We start from the raw sequence: 14,864 nt of genomic DNA, 5'->3' as shown, positions 1-14,864 counted from the left end.
AGCGGAAAAAAGAAATTTTAATGCTGTACATCGCCGGCTTCAACGCGGTTTACTGCGCTAAGAAACAGGATCGTCGGAGGGAAACATGCGCATATTATTGGTGGAAGATGACAAGCTGATCGGTGACGGCATCAAAGCCGGCCTAAGCAAAATGGGCTTCAGCATCGACTGGTTTACCGCCGGACTGGAGGGCAAGAATGCCTTATACAGCGCCCCCTACGACGCCGCAATCCTGGATCTCACCCTCCCCGGCATCGATGGCCTCGATATTCTGCGCGAATGGCGGGACAAGGGCCGCCATGAGCCGGTGCTGATCCTCACCGCCCGCGATGCGCTCAGCCAACGAGTGGAGGGGCTACGGCTCGGCGCCGATGACTACCTGTGCAAACCTTTCGCCCTGATTGAAGTGGCGGCACGTCTTGAAGCGTTGATCCGTCGCGCGCACGGCCAGAGCAGCAGCGAGCTGCGCCACGGCAAGGTGAGCCTCGACCCGAACCGCTTAACCGCCAGCCTCGACGGCGAGAGCCTGGTACTAAAGCCGAAAGAGTTCGCCCTGCTGGAACTGCTGCTGCGTAACGCCGGTCGCGTGTTGCCGCGCAAGCTTATCGAAGAAAAGCTCTACACCTGGGACGACGAGGTCTCCAGCAACGCCGTGGAAGTTCACGTCCATCATCTACGCCGCAAACTCGGCAGCGGGTTTATCCGCACCGTCCACGGCATCGGCTATACCCTGGGTGACGCATGAAACGACTTGCCCGCCTGAGCCTGCGCGTCCGTCTGACGCTGCTGTTTGCTGTGCTGACCGCGGCCGCCTGGGGCATCGCCAGCGTGATCGCCTGGCAGCAAACCAGCAAAAAGCTGGATAAGCTGTTCGATACCCAGCAGCTGCTGTTCGCCCGCCGCCTGAGCGCCATGCATTTCGATGAACTCCACGCCCCGCCCGCATCGCTCGGTGAAAAGAAAAAGGTGCGGCATGGACACATCGACGACGACGCGCTGGCGTTCGCCATCTTCACCCGCGACGGCACCATGGTGCTCAACGACGGCGAGAACGGGGAGGATATCCAGTGGAACTCGCAGCGCGAGGGGTTCAGTGATGGCTACCTGCGCGGCGATGATGACGAATGGCGCTTCCTGTGGCTAACCACCGCCGACGGTCGCCATCGCATCGCCGTCGGCCAGGAGTGGGATTATCGGCGTGAAATGGCGATGGATATCGTGACCTCGCAGCTCACCCCGTGGATGATCGCCCTGCCGCTGATGTTCGTGCTGCTTATCGTGCTGTTAAGCCGCGAACTGGCGCCGTTGAAAAAGCTGGCGCGCACGCTGCGCCTGCGCGCGCCGGATTCAGCGGAATCGCTCAGCGTGGAGAAGATCCCCTCTGAAGTCCGCCCGTTGGTCGAGGCCCTGAATCAGCTGTTCCAGCGCACCCACGACGCCATGCTGCGCGAACGTCGGTTTACCTCTGATGCCGCCCATGAGCTGCGCAGCCCGCTGGCGGCGCTGAAGGTGCAGACCGAAGTCGCCCAGCTCTCTATGGACGATGCAGAAGGACGTGAGAAAGCGCTGGCCCAGCTCCACCAGGGGATCGATCGCGCCACCCGGCTGGTCGATCAGCTGCTGACGCTGTCGCGGCTGGACTCACTCGCCCAACTGGATGACGTGCAACCGGTCGCCATCGACGACCTGCTGCAGTCGGCGGTGATGGAGATGTATCACCACGCGCAGCAGTCCGGGATTGAGCTGCGCCTGCATCTTAATGCCGCCGGCATCGCCCGCACCGGCCAGCCGCTGCTGCTCAGCCTGCTGGTACGCAACCTGCTGGATAACGCTGTGCGCTACAGCCCGCGCGGCAGCCAGGTTGATATCACGCTCAACGCCCGCGAGTTTCGGGTGCGTGATAACGGCCCAGGCATTAGCCCGCAGGCACTGGCGCGTATCGGCGAGCGTTTTTATCGCCCGCCGGGGCAGGACGCGCCGGGCAGCGGCCTGGGCCTGTCGATCGTCCGGCGCATCGCCTCGCTGCATGGCATGCAGGTTGATTTTGCTAACGCCCGCGATGGCGGCTTCGAAGCCCGTGTGTACTGGTAGCGAGATTATTGCTCTTTTGGCAAAAGACTTTGCACATTTTGCTCATTTTACTGCCCCGCTTCGCGGGGTAAGATCGTCGGCAAATTTTCAAGATTGAGGACAAATGATGAGCAACATCCTGATTATCAATGGCGCAAAAAAGTTCGCGCACTCGAATGGCCAGCTGAACGACACCCTGACCGAGGTCGCGGAGAGTTATCTGCGCGACGCCGGGCACGATGTTAAAAGCGTTCGCGCCGAAAGCGAGTACGACGTAAAAGCAGAAGTGCAGAATTTCCTGTGGGCCGATGTGGTGATCTGGCAGATGCCTGGCTGGTGGATGGGCGCGCCGTGGACGGTGAAGAAATATATGGATGATGTCTTTACCGAAGGCCACGGCTCGCTGTACGCCAGCGACGGTCGTACCCGCTCCGACGCCAGCAAAAAATATGGCTCCGGCGGCCTGGTGCAGGGGAAAAAATATATGCTCTCCCTGACCTGGAACGCGCCGATGGAAGCCTTCACCGACGAAGACCAGTTCTTCCACGGCGTTGGCGTTGACGGCGTTTACCTGCCGTTCCATAAAGCCAACCAGTTCCTGGGATTGGAGGCGCTGCCGACCTTTATCGCCAACGACGTGATTAAAATGCCTGATGTCCCACGGTATATCGCAGAATATCGCAAGCATCTGGCGGAAATTTTTGGTTAACTACAGGTCAACGCTCTACATATTTCGAGTTATTCGAACCTGGAGTATGACGAGATACACACAGAAGGAGTTGAGTTAACCATGTTAACAGTGATTGCAGAAATCCGTACCCGCCCGGGCCAGCACCACCGTCAGGCGGTTCTCGATCAGTTCGCGAAAATCATTCCGACCGTTTTGCAGGAGGCCGGCTGCCACGGCTACGCGCCGATGGTAGATCATGCCGCCGGCGTCAGCTTCCAGACCACGGCCCCCGACTCTATCGTCATGGTGGAGCAGTGGGAAAGCGTCGCGCATCTTGAAGCGCACCTGCAGACGCCACACATGAAAGCCTGGTCGGAAGCGGTCAAAGGCGATGTGCTGGAAACCACCATCCGTATCCTGCAGCCTGGCGTCTAAGCCCGCCGACGCAGCCGTGAAATGAAAAAGGGAGCCTGAGGCTCCCTTTTACGTCTGGTGAAACGTGCAGACTCAGGCTTCCAGGTCCGCCATATCGCCCTTCTCCTGCAGCCAGTTGCGACGGTCTTCGGAACGCTTCTTGGCCAACAGCATATCCATCATCGCCGTGGTCTGCTGTTCATCCTCATCGCTGATCACCAGTTGCACCAGGCGGCGGGTGTTCGGATCAAGCGTGGTTTCCCGCAACTGCATTGGGTTCATCTCACCCAGACCTTTAAAACGCTGGACGTTTGGTTTGCCCTTCTTGCGCTTCAGTTGCTCCAGCACGCCGGTTTTTTCTTCTTCCGTCAGCGCGTAGTAGACCTCTTTACCAAGGTCGATACGGTACAGAGGCGGCAGCGCGACGTAGACGTGCCCCTCTTTCACCAGAGTACGAAAATGTCTCACAAACAGCGCGCACAGCAGGGTAGCGATGTGCAGACCATCGGAGTCCGCATCCGCCAGAATACAAACTTTGCCGTAGCGCAGCTGGCTTAAATCATCGCTATCCGGGTCAATACCAATTGCCACCGAAATGTCGTGAACTTCTTGCGAAGCTAACACTTCATCGGAAGAGACTTCCCAGGTATTCAGGATCTTGCCTTTCAGCGGCATGATCGCCTGATATTCGCGATCGCGCGCCTGCTTGGCTGAACCGCCCGCCGAGTCCCCTTCGACGAGGAACAGCTCGGTGCGGTTCAGGTCCTGCGCGGTACAGTCCGCCAGCTTACCCGGCAACGCCGGACCGCTGGTCAGCTTTTTACGCACCACTTTCTTGGCAGCGCGCAGACGACGCTGGGCGCTGGAGATAGCCATCTCCGCCAGCAGTTCAGCAGCCTGCACGTTCTGGTTCAGCCACAGGCTGAAGGCATCTTTCACCACGCCAGAGACGAACGCCGCGCACTGGCGCGACGACAGACGCTCTTTGGTTTGCCCGGCGAACTGCGGATCCTGCATTTTCACCGACAGCACGTAGGCGCAGCGATCCCAGATATCTTCCGCTGACAGCTTCACGCCGCGCGGCAGGATATTACGGTATTCGCAGAACTCCCGCATCGCATCCAGCAGCCCCTGACGCAGACCGTTAACGTGCGTCCCACCCTGCATGGTCGGGATCAGGTTGACGTAGCTTTCGGTCAGCAGTTCGCCGCCTTCCGGCAGCCACAGCAGCGCCCAGTCCACGGCTTCCGTCTCGCCGGAGAAGGTGCCGACGAACGGTTTTTCCGGCAACAGCGGCAAGCCGTTTACGGCTTCGCACAGGTAGTCGTTAAGGCCATCGGCATAGCACCAGCGCTGCTCGCTGTCGTTAACCTGGTCGCGAAAGACGATTTCCACGCCGGGGCACAGCACCGCTTTCGCTTTTAGCAGGTGGGTCAAACGCGAAACGGAGAAACGCGGGCTGTCGAAGAAGCTTTCGTCCGGCCAGAAATGGACACTGGTCCCGGTATTGCGTTTGCCACAGGTACCGGTGACATGCAGATCTTCTACTTTTTCACCGTTTTCAAAGGCGATGCTGTAGACCTGACCGTCGCGACGAACATTCACCTCTACGCGTTTTGACAGGGCGTTGACCACCGAGATCCCGACCCCGTGCAGGCCGCCGGAAAACTGGTAGTTTTTGTTGGAAAACTTCCCGCCCGCGTGCAGTCGGCAGAGGATCAGCTCGACCGCCGGCACCCCTTCTTCCGGGTGGATGTCGACCGGCATGCCGCGCCCGTCGTCAATGACTTCCAGGGACTGGTCGGCATGAAGGATAACTTCCACGCGTTTGGCGTGGCCTGCCAGCGCTTCATCCACACTGTTATCAATAACTTCCTGACCAAGATGGTTAGGACGGGTGGTGTCGGTATACATGCCCGGACGGCGGCGCACCGGCTCTAGCCCGGTGAGTACCTCAATGGCATCAGCGTTATATGAAGATTGCGTCATGGTGTGTATTCGTAGGTCGTTCAGGGCCGTTTAGCACAGGCCGAGAAATTCGATAATCTGAGTGAAATGATCGTCAAAGCCGACAAATGCGTGATTACCGCCCTCCTCCACCGTTTGCCGGCAGGAGGCGTAGTAATGAACGGCCTGGCGGTAATCAAGCACTTCATCCCCGGTCTGCTGCAGCAACCAGAGTAAATCCGGCGCTTCAAGCGGGTCGATTTGCATGACTTTGAGATCGTAAATATGGCGAGACTCTAGCACATATTGCTGCCCGGTGTATGGATTCTCATTGTGGCCGAGAAAATTGTTCAGCAGTTCAAACGGGCGCACCGCCGGGTTGACGACCACTGCCGGCACCATAAAGCACTGCGACAGCCAGGTCGCGTAGTAGCCGCCCAGCGACGACCCCACAACCCCGAGTGGCTCGCCGCCATGCTCCAGCACAATGGATTCCAGCAGCTCTGCCGTTTCAGCCGGATAAGGCGGCAGCTCCGGCACCACCATGGTGATGTCGGGGTGCTGCTGCGACAGCCAGGTGTTTAACGCCATCGCCTTCGCCGAGCGCGGGGAACTGTTAAAGCCGTGCAGATAAAGAAGCGTCGCCATCAGTAGCCTTCTGAAGCTATATCCGGGTGAAACTCGGCGCCTTCCAGGCGGCACACTTCGGTGGTCAACGTCCCATCAGGATGCAGCTCCAGCCAGCGCCAGCCGGGTGAGACGGTATCCAGAGTGAAATTGGCGCAGTGCGGTTTGAACTGAACGCAGGTCGACGGCGTCGCCATCATGCGCCGGCCATTCCAGTCCAGATCCAGCTCCTGATGAATATGGCCGCACAGCAGATGCCTCACCCGCGGCCAGGCGCTCAGCGCGCGGTCCAGCGCGCCAGCGTTGCGCAGGCTGTGCTGATCCAGCCAGCTGCAACCAGCAGGCAGCGGATGGTGGTGCAGCAGGAGTAAGGTATAACGCTCCGGCGCTTCCGCCAGCTTGTGTTCGAGCCACTCCAGCTGGAAGTCGCTCAGCTCGCCATGGGGAACGCCAAACACCTGGCTGTCCAGCAGCAGGATCTGCCAGTGGTCGCCGAGAAACACACGTTTGGCGGGTGAAATGCCTGACTCCTGCAGCGTACTGTACATCGCCGGCTGGAAATCATGGTTACCCGGTAGCCAGACGCAGGGTGCAGCAAAACTCGCGATACCCTCAGCAAAATGCTGATAGGCCGCGGAGGAGTGGTCCTGCGCCAGATCGCCTGTTGCGACAATCAGATCACATGGACGCTGTGAGGCATGAATAGCCGACAGTACGGCCTGATAACTTTCCCAGGTATTAATGCCTAACAACGTTTCATGTTTTTCAGCAAACAGGTGAGTATCAGTAATTTGTAAGATCCTGACTCTGGCCTCACCAGCCAGAGGTAGGTTTAACAGGCTTTCCAAATGGTGTCCTTAGGTTTAACGACGCTAACAAACCGGAATCGCCATCGCTCCATGTGCTAAACAGTAACGCAGCCAGTCGGCCAGAAACTGGTTAATTTGATGCTTTTCGTCGCGTTGATGCAACTTTTTATTAGGATAATCATACCGCGCTTTGAAGCGAAAGATCTGCTGACTCGAACACACTTCGGCCACCATGGCATCATGGTAGAGGCGAACGGTCATGGATGGCAGGCTCCAGTAGCTCACCGCAGGCAGAGTCTGTTCTATCGCCACCAGAGTAGTGTAGCGGGTCGATTCAACTATCGTTAACCGATACTGCGCGCTTCCCACCTGATAGCTTACCTTCTCACCCGCTGCATCCGTTCGCGGCAACAGGCGGCGCAACTGCGCGAAGTTGGTCTCGCACAGGCGCATCATCTCAGGGAAGTCAGGTGTATAACGCTTCATTTTGTCCACTCGTTTCGTAAATTGTGATAATGCAATTGCAGCCATTGCAAGGCGATGACAGAGGCTGCGTTATCGATTTTCCCCTCTTCTACCCACTGGTAAGCCTGTTCCCGGCTCACCACATGCACCCGAATATCCTCGTTTTCCTCGGCCAGGCCGTGAATGCCTTTTGCCGTGGATGCATCAACTTCTCCCACCAGGATCGATAACCGTTCGCTGGTGCCGCCAGGGCTGGCCAGATAGCTTAATATTGGTTTCGTCCGCCCGACTTCAAGTCCGGCCTCCTCCAGCGCTTCACGACGGGCAACGTCTTCCACCGTCTCCCCCTCTTCGATCATGCCGGCGACCATTTCGAGCAGCCACGGGCTCTCGCTGGTATCATAGGCGGCGATACGGATTTGTTCGACGAGCACCACTTCGTCCCGCACCGGGTCAAAGGGTAGCAAGACGGCGGCATGCCCGCGCTCAAAAATTTCACGGGTGACTTCGTCGCTCATGCCGCCGTTAAACAGACGGTGGCGAAAACGGTATAAATCGAGCGAAAAAAAACCACGATACAGCGTTTCGCGTGCAATAATTTCTACATCATTTTTGAAGAAGGTAATTCCCTGCTGAATGGGTTTGCTCATTGTCATGTCCTGCGAATCCGAAATTAGGGATTTCCAGACCGTTTGGCTACCGTTTTACGGTCCGTATGTTAGATTGGTGCAAATTACCGCCGGATGGCACGTAACGCCAACTTTTTACGGCGGCAGAATCGATACAATCAGCGGAATTTTTCTTAGAATTAGACCAGCGCTAAATGCTTCACAACAAGGAATGCAAATGAAGAAATTGCTCCCCATTCTTATCGGCCTGAGCCTGACCGGGTTCAGCGCCATGAGCCAGGCGGAAAACCTGCTTCAGGTTTACCAGCAGGCGCGCATCAGCAACCCCGATCTGCGTAAATCGGCAGCCGATCGTGACGCCGCGTTCGAAAAGATCAATGAAGCGCGCAGTCCATTACTGCCTCAGCTTGGGCTGGGAGCGGATTATACCTATAACAATGGCTATCGCGACAACAACGGCGTCAACTCTAACGTCACCAGCGGCTCGCTGCAGTTAACGCAGGTTCTGTTTGATATGTCGAAATGGCGCGCCCTGACGCTGCAGGAAAAAACGGCAGGGATTCAGGATGTCACGTATCAGACCGATCAGCAAACGCTGATTCTGAATACCGCGACGGCCTATTTTAAAGTGCTGGCCGCCATCGACACGCTCTCCTATACCGAAGCGCAGAAACAGGCTATTTACCGCCAGTTGGATCAAACCACGCAGCGCTTTAACGTAGGCCTGGTGGCGATCACCGACGTGCAGAACGCCCGTTCACAATACGACGCCGTGCTGGCGAACGAAGTCACCGCGCGTAACGATCTCGACAACGCCGTCGAAGAACTGCGCCAGGTCACCGGCAACTACTACCCGGAGCTGGCCTCGCTGAACGTGAATGGCTTCAAAACCAACAAGCCGCAGGCGGTCAACGCCCTGCTGAAGGAAGCGGAGAACCGCAACCTGTCGCTGCTGCAGGCGCGTCTGAGCCAGGACCTGGCTCGCGAGCAGATTCGCCAGGCGCAGGACGGTCATTTGCCGACCCTGAACCTTTCCGCCTCTACCGGCGTCTCGAATACGCGTTACAACGGTTCAAAAACCAATACCCCACTCGCCTACAACGACAGTGACGTTGGGCAGAACCAAATCGGCCTGAACTTCTCTCTGCCACTGTATCAGGGCGGCGCGGTGACCTCGCAGGTCAAACAGGCGCAATACAACTTCGTTGGCGCCAGCGAGCAGCTGGAAAGCGCCCACCGCAGCGTCGTGCAGACTGTGCGTTCGTCGTTTAACAACGTGAACGCCTCCATCAGCAGCATCAACGCCTACAAACAGGCGGTGGTCTCTGCGCAAAGCTCCCTGGATGCGATGGAAGCAGGCTACTCGGTGGGTACGCGTACCATCGTTGACGTCCTCGACGCCACCACCACGCTGTATAACGCCAAGCAGCAGCTCTCTAATGCGCGCTATAACTACCTGATCAACGAGCTGAATATCAAGTCGGCGTTAGGTACCCTGAACGAGCAGGATCTGGTGGCGCTGAACAACACGCTGGGCAAACCGATCCCCACCTCCGCGGACAGCGTCGCGCCGGAAAATCCACAGCAGGATGCCACCGCCGATGGCTATGGCAACACCACCGCAGCGGTGAAACCGGCGTCCACGCGGACGACGCAGACCAGCAGCAGCAATCCGTTCCGTCAGTAATTCGCATTACTGTGACGCGCATCGCCTGTCCGTCGGACAGGCGATGCGTTAAACGTAAGGCAACGTAAAGATCCCCCGCTTATCGCCCCTCTTCGCTTCATTTTCCACCACTCATCCTCTATCCTGAGCGTTAACACACGCCATACCACTGGGTCCTGGAAGACAAATATGAAACGGACAAAAAAAATTAATCACTCGTCATTCCGCAAAAGCTGGAGCGCACGTCATCTGACGCCGGTCGCGCTGGCCGTCACCGCGGTTTTTATGCTTGCCGGTTGTGAAAAAAGCGACGAAACGGTATCGCTGTACCAGAACGCTGATGACTGCTCCGCCGCTAATCCGGGCAAAGCAGCTGAGTGCACCACGGCCTACACCAACGCGGTAAAAGAAGCCGAACGCACCGCACCGAAATATGCCACCCGTGAAGACTGCGTCGCCGAGTTTGGCGAAGGCCAGTGCCAGCAGACGCCAGCCCAGGCGGGCGTCGCCCCGGAAAATCAGGCGCAGGCGCAAAGCAGCGGCAGCTTCTGGATGCCGCTGATGGCCGGCTATATGATGGGCCGCCTGATGGGCGGCGGCATGGCGCAACAGCAACCGCTGTTCAGCTCGAAAAATCCGGCCAGCCCGGCTTATGGTCAGTACACCGACGCCAGCGGCAAGAACTATGGCGCCGCCCAGCCAGGGCGCACCATGAACGTGCCGAAAACCGCGATGGCGCCGAAGCCGGCCACCACCACCACCGTGACCCGCGGAGGTTTCGGCGAGTCGGTGGCGAAGCAGTCGACCATGCAGCGTAGCGCCGCAGGCTCAACGTCCTCTTCTCGCTCGATGGGCGGCTAACTCACATGGAAAGAGTCAGTATTACTGAGCGCCCGGACTGGCGCGAGAAAGCGACCGAGTACGGCTTCAACTTTCACACCATGTACGGCGAGCCCTACTGGAGCGAAGAGGCTTATTACAAGCTGACCCTCGCGCAGGTGGAAAAGCTGGAGGAAGTCACCGCCGAGCTGCATCAAATGTGCCTCCAGGTGGTGGAGAAAGTGATCGCCAGCGATGAGCTGATGGCCAAATTCCGCATCCCTAAACACACCTGGGGCTTTGTGCGCCAGTCGTGGAAAACCCACCAGCCGTCGCTCTACTCGCGTCTCGACCTGGCCTGGGATGGTGTTGGCGAACCGAAGTTGCTGGAGAACAATGCCGACACCCCGACCTCGCTGTATGAAGCGGCCTTCTTCCAGTGGATCTGGCTGGAAGACCAGCTCAACGCTGGCAAGCTACCAGCGGGCAGTGACCAGTTCAACAGCTTGCAGGAAAAACTCATCGAGCGCTTCGGCGAGCTGCGCGAGCAGTTTGGCTTCCAGCTGCTGCATATGGCCTGCTGCCGCGATACCGTTGAAGATCGCGGCACCGTGCAATACCTGCAGGACTGCGCCGCCGAAGCTGGCCTGGCGACGGAATTCCTCTACATCGAAGATATTGGCCTTGGCGAAAAAGGCCAGTTTACCGATCTGCAGGATCAGGTGATTGGTAACCTGTTCAAGCTCTATCCGTGGGAGTTTATGCTGCGGGAGATGTTCTCCACCAAGCTGGAAGACGCCGGCGTCCGCTGGCTGGAGCCGGCGTGGAAGAGCATTATCTCCAACAAAGCGTTGCTGCCGATGCTATGGGAAATGTTCCCCAATCACCCGAATCTGCTGGCGGCCTACTTCAGCGAAGATGCCCACCCGGAGATGGAGAAGTACGTCATTAAGCCGATCTTCTCCCGTGAAGGGGCCAACGTCTCCATTGTTGAGCAGGGCAAGGTCGTGGAGTCGGTGGAAGGTCCGTACGGGGAAGAAGGGACCATCGTGCAGGAGTTTTACCCCCTGCCGAAGTTTGGTGATAGCTACACGCTGATTGGCAGCTGGCTCATCAACGATCAGCCCGCCGGGATCGGCATTCGCGAAGATCGGGCGCTGATCACCCAGGATCTGTCGCGCTTCTATCCGCACATTTTCGTCGAATAACATCGTGCTCCGGCGACGATATCGCCGCTGGAGCACAATATCTTATCAGGCGCCAACCACTACCGACAGCATGCTCAGCGAGCCCATCTCGATGCCATCGACCGGGATCGTCATCGCTTCAACACCATCCCACGCTCCCAGGACATACAGCAGCGGCAGAAAATGCTCCGCCGTTGGGTTGGAGAGCGAGCCCCCCTCATGCGCCAGGTAGTTAACCAGCGGGTGCTGCTCGTCCGGCCCCTGCCATTGCAGATTCGCCTTCACGTAGTTATTGAAGGACTCTGCCCATGGGTACGGCGTGTTCTCGCCATGCCAGCGGGCGGTGCGCAGGTTATGCACCACGTTGCCGCTGGCCACCAGCATAATGCCTTCATCACGCAGCGAGGCCAGTTTCCGCCCCATTTCGAGATGCCAGGCCGGCGGTTTGGTGCTGTCGATGCTCAACTGAACCATCGGGATATCCGCCTGCGGATACATTTTAATCAACACGCCCCACGAGCCATGGTCAAATCCCCAGGCTTCTTTATCGAGGGTGACCGGCACAGGCGAGAGCAGCTCCACCAGTCGTTGCGCCAGCGCCGGAGAGCCCGGTGCCGGATAATGGGTGTCATACAACGCCTGCGGGAAACCGCCGAAGTCGTGAATGGTCTTCGGGGCCTCCATCGCCGTCACGCCCGTACCGCGCGTAAACCAGTGCGCAGAGACCACCACAATCGCCTTCGGACGCGGCAGGGTTTCGCCCAGATGAGCCCAGGCGCGAGTATAAATGTTGTCTTCCAGCACGTTCATTGGGCTGCCATGGCCGAGAAACAACGCGGGCATTCGGGTACGGGACATGATGATATCCTTAGGGTGTCAATGTGATGTGCTCACATTACGCGCTTTTGCGCCAGGATAAACTCAGATAACCATGATGATGATCGTCAGAAAATTTGAATGTAATTCGCGGTAAAGGGACGTGTCCCGTACGCGCATCCTCAGGCAATATACTCATATGCACTTATTTTCACAGGGAGAGTAGCGATGTCATCACCCTTAATATTGACGCTGTTAGCCGGTAGCGCAACCTTTATTGGCGCCATATTTGGCGTGATTAGTCAGAAACCCTCTAACCGTCTGCTTGGCTTCTCCCTCGGCTTTGCCGCCGGGATCATGCTATTGATTTCGTTGATGGAAATGCTGCCTGCCGCGCTGGCCGCCGAAGGTATGTCACCGCTGCTCGGTTACGGGATGTTTATCATCGGCCTGCTGGGCTATTTCGGCCTTGACCGCCTGCTGCCGCACGCCCACCCGCAGGATCTGATGACCCCCGCCGCACCGCGCCCGCGTAATTTACGTCGCACCGCTATTCTGCTGACGCTGGGTATCAGCCTGCATAACTTCCCGGAAGGGATCGCCACCTATGTCACGGCCAGCAACAACCTGGAACTCGGCATGGGCGTGGCCCTCGCCGTTGCCCTGCACAATATTCCTGAAGGACTGGCCGTTGCCGGGCCAGTGTATGCCGCCACCGGATCGCGCAGCAAGGCGGTGCTCTGGGCCGGGCTTTCCGGCATGGCGGAAATTTTGGGCGGCGTGCTGGCGTGGTTGATTCTGGGCAGCCTGGTCTCACCGCTGGTGATGGGAGCGATCATGGCTGCCGTCGCCGGGATTATGGTGGCACTGTCAGTCGATGAACTGATGCCGCTGGCGAAAGAGATCGATCCGCAGAGCAACCCAAGCTATGGCGTCCTGTGCGGGATGTCGGTGATGGGGCTGAGCCTGGTGGTACTCCAGACGATGGGCATCGGTTAAGGCGCAGAAACAACACAGCCCACTAAAAAGTGGGCTGTGCTCAGGCGTAGCGAACCACTATTTAGCTGGCTTTACGCTCATGTTCGCGACGATAGGCCACCAGATCTTCAATCGTGACCACCGCCATATTATGCTGCTGAGCGAACTTGATGCACTCCGGCGCGCGCGCCATGGTGCCATCGTCATTGGTCAGCTCGCACAGCACGCCTGCCGGTTTAAAGCCAGCCAGGGTCACGAGATCGATAGTGGCTTCGGTGTGGCCGCCGCGGGTCAGTACACCACCCGGCTGCGCACGCAGCGGGAAGACGTGGCCTGGACGGTTGAGATCGGAAGGTTTCGCGCCGTCGGCGATGGCCGCGCGGACGGTGGTCACGCGGTCGGCAGCGGAGACGCCGGTGGTCACACCTTCGGCCGCTTCGATGGTCACGGTAAAGCCGGTGCCGTAGGCGCTGGTGTTGTTCTCCACCATCATCGGCAGATCCAGCTGTTTGCGGCGATCGTCGGTCAGGCACAGGCACACAATGCCGCTGCCGTGACGAATGGTCAGCGCCATCTGCTCAACGGTCATGGTTTCGGCGGCGAAGATCATATCGCCTTCGTTTTCACGGTCTTCATCATCAAGCACCATCACGCCGCGGCCTTCGCGCAGGGCGTCCAAAGCGTGTTCCACACGTTCAAAAGCGGTACCAAAAGAAGAAAGGAGCGTCTGATTCATGGTAAAAAAACCTCATTAAAATTATGGTTACCAGAATCAGGGCAGTCTTAGGAGCGCCGGTTTAGCGGCAAAAGTCAACGCGAGCGGGCCTGGGCCCGACTGTGCCGTTACTCTCTCCCATCCGGACTTTAACCGTCGGCCCCGGAATTACACCGGATCTGCTGACCTTCCCGTAGTCACGGGAAGCGCTCGCGGGCTTTCAACGCGATGGTTGATTTACCGCCGGTGGGGAATTTCGCCCCGCCCTGAGAATAAGCGAGATAACTATAACGCTATTGACTATCCTCGGCAATGCATAAGCTTCAAACATTTCTGGTTTATAGGCGGCCTGGTTCGCACTACAATGATCAATCATCCGACCCGAGCAGGAAACCACCATGATTGACCCGAAAAAAATTGAACAAATCGCCCGCCAGGTCCATGAGTCGATGCCAAAAGGACTTCGCGATCTGGGTGAGGATGTTGAGAAGAAAATCCGCCAGGCGCTGCAGTCGCAGCTGACCCGCCTGGATCTGGTCAGCCGCGAAGAGTTTGACGTACAGACTCAGGTTTTGCTGCGGACCCGCGAAAAACTGGCGCTGCTGGAGCAGCGTCTGAATGACCTCGAAAACCGCCCGGCAGCGACGCCTGGCAGCGAAGAGCAGCCGTAAAAAACGGGCCCCTGGGGGCCCGTTTTGCGTTTGGCTTAGTGTGCGGCTTCCGCCGGGCTGTTCACCTGACGACAGTAAAGTTCATAACGCTGGCAAAACCATTCACGATGCTCTTCATCCATATTGCCGACAATGGCCTGAAGATCAACTGGCTGGCCTTGCGCGTGCATTCTGGCGAAACTCCGCGCCAAAAAATCAAAATTCTTCATTGAATACATATCGTTATGGTTCATGCGCATACTCCTTCAGCGGTGGATGTTCTGATCAGTCATATGCCTTTTACTTACTTCAGTATTTACGCTTACCTTAACGCGATTTGTACGAAAAATGCGCTTAACATGATTATTTATTGCGCTAAATCATTTTCCACATGATTAAATA

At 57.7% G+C, this 14,864-nt stretch carries 18 protein-coding genes and 1 riboswitch; of the genes, 10 read left to right on the top strand and 8 right to left on the bottom strand.

The genetic code is table 11. The annotated features are described in order from the left end of the window. Positions 1–85: 85 nt before the first annotated feature. The 4 genes from qseB (at position 86) to CWM57_RS17785 (ending at position 3,175) form a co-directional block, all read left to right on the top strand. Positions 86–745, top strand: coding sequence for a quorum sensing response regulator transcription factor QseB (gene qseB / locus CWM57_RS17800; protein WP_008806509.1), 660 nt, complete (start codon positions 86–88; stop codon positions 743–745). Beyond that, on the top strand, positions 742–2,091 hold the full coding sequence (qseC, locus tag CWM57_RS17795; RefSeq protein ID WP_100676279.1) for a quorum sensing histidine kinase QseC: 1,350 nt from the start codon (positions 742–744) through the stop codon (positions 2,089–2,091). The genes qseB and qseC overlap by 4 nt, the downstream gene beginning before the upstream one ends. Before the next feature lie 106 nt (positions 2,092–2,197). Continuing rightward, positions 2,198–2,779, top strand: a complete 582-nt coding sequence (locus CWM57_RS17790; RefSeq protein WP_100676278.1) for an NAD(P)H-dependent oxidoreductase — start codon at positions 2,198–2,200, stop codon at positions 2,777–2,779. An 81-nt stretch (positions 2,780–2,860) separates the two neighbouring features. Next, positions 2,861–3,175 carry a putative quinol monooxygenase gene (locus CWM57_RS17785; RefSeq protein ID WP_008806512.1) on the top strand — a complete coding sequence of 105 codons (315 nt, stop codon included), beginning with the start codon at positions 2,861–2,863 and terminating at the stop codon, positions 3,173–3,175. 72 nt (positions 3,176–3,247) lie between these two features. On the opposite strand, the gene parE is transcribed toward CWM57_RS17785, so the two are convergent. Genes parE through nudF form a run of 5 tightly spaced genes read right to left on the bottom strand, consistent with a single transcriptional unit; the run spans position 3,248 to position 7,652 of the window. Next, positions 3,248–5,143, bottom strand: a complete 1,896-nt coding sequence (gene parE, locus CWM57_RS17780; RefSeq protein WP_061153293.1) for a DNA topoisomerase IV subunit B — start codon at positions 5,141–5,143, stop codon at positions 3,248–3,250. Between the two features lie 30 nt (positions 5,144–5,173). Next, complete coding sequence (gene yqiA, locus CWM57_RS17775; RefSeq protein WP_061153292.1) at positions 5,174–5,749, bottom strand: esterase YqiA; 576 nt, start codon at positions 5,747–5,749, stop codon at positions 5,174–5,176. Further along, positions 5,749–6,576 carry a 3',5'-cyclic-AMP phosphodiesterase gene (cpdA, locus tag CWM57_RS17770; protein WP_061153291.1) on the bottom strand — a complete coding sequence of 276 codons (828 nt, stop codon included), beginning with the start codon at positions 6,574–6,576 and terminating at the stop codon, positions 5,749–5,751. The genes yqiA and cpdA overlap by 1 nt, the downstream gene beginning before the upstream one ends. Positions 6,577–6,600: 24 nt before the next feature. Then, on the bottom strand, positions 6,601–7,023 hold the full coding sequence (locus tag CWM57_RS17765; RefSeq protein ID WP_002916847.1) for a DUF1249 family protein: 423 nt from the start codon (positions 7,021–7,023) through the stop codon (positions 6,601–6,603). Then, a complete protein-coding gene (nudF, locus tag CWM57_RS17760) occupies positions 7,020–7,652 on the bottom strand; it encodes an ADP-ribose diphosphatase (protein ID WP_061153290.1) in 633 nt (210 codons plus the stop codon). The genes CWM57_RS17765 and nudF overlap by 4 nt, the downstream gene beginning before the upstream one ends. Before the next feature lie 196 nt (positions 7,653–7,848). Between nudF and tolC the strand changes: the two genes are divergently transcribed. The 3 genes from tolC (at position 7,849) to CWM57_RS17745 (ending at position 11,324) form a co-directional block, all read left to right on the top strand. Further along, on the top strand, positions 7,849–9,318 hold the full coding sequence (gene tolC / locus CWM57_RS17755; protein ID WP_100631768.1) for an outer membrane channel protein TolC: 1,470 nt from the start codon (positions 7,849–7,851) through the stop codon (positions 9,316–9,318). A gap of 168 nt (positions 9,319–9,486) precedes the next feature. After that, positions 9,487–10,158, top strand: a complete 672-nt coding sequence (locus CWM57_RS17750; RefSeq protein WP_061153288.1) for a DUF1190 family protein — start codon at positions 9,487–9,489, stop codon at positions 10,156–10,158. 5 nt (positions 10,159–10,163) lie between these two features. Further along, the gene (locus tag CWM57_RS17745; protein ID WP_100631767.1) at positions 10,164–11,324 is read left to right on the top strand and encodes a glutathionylspermidine synthase family protein; all 1,161 of its coding nucleotides are present in this window, start codon (positions 10,164–10,166) and stop codon (positions 11,322–11,324) included. A gap of 45 nt (positions 11,325–11,369) precedes the next feature. On the opposite strand, the gene ygiD is transcribed toward CWM57_RS17745, so the two are convergent. Next, the gene (gene ygiD, locus CWM57_RS17740) at positions 11,370–12,161 is read right to left on the bottom strand and encodes a 4,5-DOPA dioxygenase extradiol (RefSeq protein ID WP_074387574.1); all 792 of its coding nucleotides are present in this window, start codon (positions 12,159–12,161) and stop codon (positions 11,370–11,372) included. Positions 12,162–12,347: 186 nt separating this feature from the next. Between ygiD and zupT the strand changes: the two genes are divergently transcribed. After that, on the top strand, positions 12,348–13,118 hold the full coding sequence (gene zupT / locus CWM57_RS17735) for a zinc transporter ZupT (RefSeq protein ID WP_100676277.1): 771 nt from the start codon (positions 12,348–12,350) through the stop codon (positions 13,116–13,118). A gap of 61 nt (positions 13,119–13,179) precedes the next feature. On the opposite strand, the gene ribB is transcribed toward zupT, so the two are convergent. Beyond that, a complete protein-coding gene (gene ribB, locus CWM57_RS17730) occupies positions 13,180–13,833 on the bottom strand; it encodes a 3,4-dihydroxy-2-butanone-4-phosphate synthase (protein ID WP_061153284.1) in 654 nt (217 codons plus the stop codon). A 105-nt stretch (positions 13,834–13,938) separates the two neighbouring features. Then, a riboswitch (FMN riboswitch) is annotated at positions 13,939–14,090 on the bottom strand. A gap of 120 nt (positions 14,091–14,210) precedes the next feature. Between ribB and ubiK the strand changes: the two genes are divergently transcribed. Further along, positions 14,211–14,483, top strand: coding sequence for a ubiquinone biosynthesis accessory factor UbiK (gene ubiK / locus CWM57_RS17725; RefSeq protein ID WP_064166321.1), 273 nt, complete (start codon positions 14,211–14,213; stop codon positions 14,481–14,483). Positions 14,484–14,518: 35 nt separating this feature from the next. On the opposite strand, the gene glgS is transcribed toward ubiK, so the two are convergent. Further along, complete coding sequence (gene glgS, locus CWM57_RS17720) at positions 14,519–14,716, bottom strand: cell surface composition regulator GlgS (RefSeq protein WP_004205248.1); 198 nt, start codon at positions 14,714–14,716, stop codon at positions 14,519–14,521. Here glgS and CWM57_RS27810 point away from each other — a divergent pair. Beyond that, positions 14,708–14,857, top strand: coding sequence for a hypothetical protein (locus CWM57_RS27810; RefSeq protein ID WP_032431268.1), 150 nt, complete (start codon positions 14,708–14,710; stop codon positions 14,855–14,857). The two genes, glgS and CWM57_RS27810, sit on opposite strands and share 9 nt — an antisense overlap. Positions 14,858–14,864 lie beyond the last annotated feature (7 nt).

It is taken from the genome of Klebsiella sp. G-Nf4 (assembly GCF_002810615.1).
GTDB classification, from domain to species: domain Bacteria; phylum Pseudomonadota; class Gammaproteobacteria; order Enterobacterales; family Enterobacteriaceae; genus Klebsiella; species Klebsiella variicola.
Note: the sequence above shows the minus strand (reverse complement) of the source record. Positions and strands in the feature narration are given on the sequence as shown.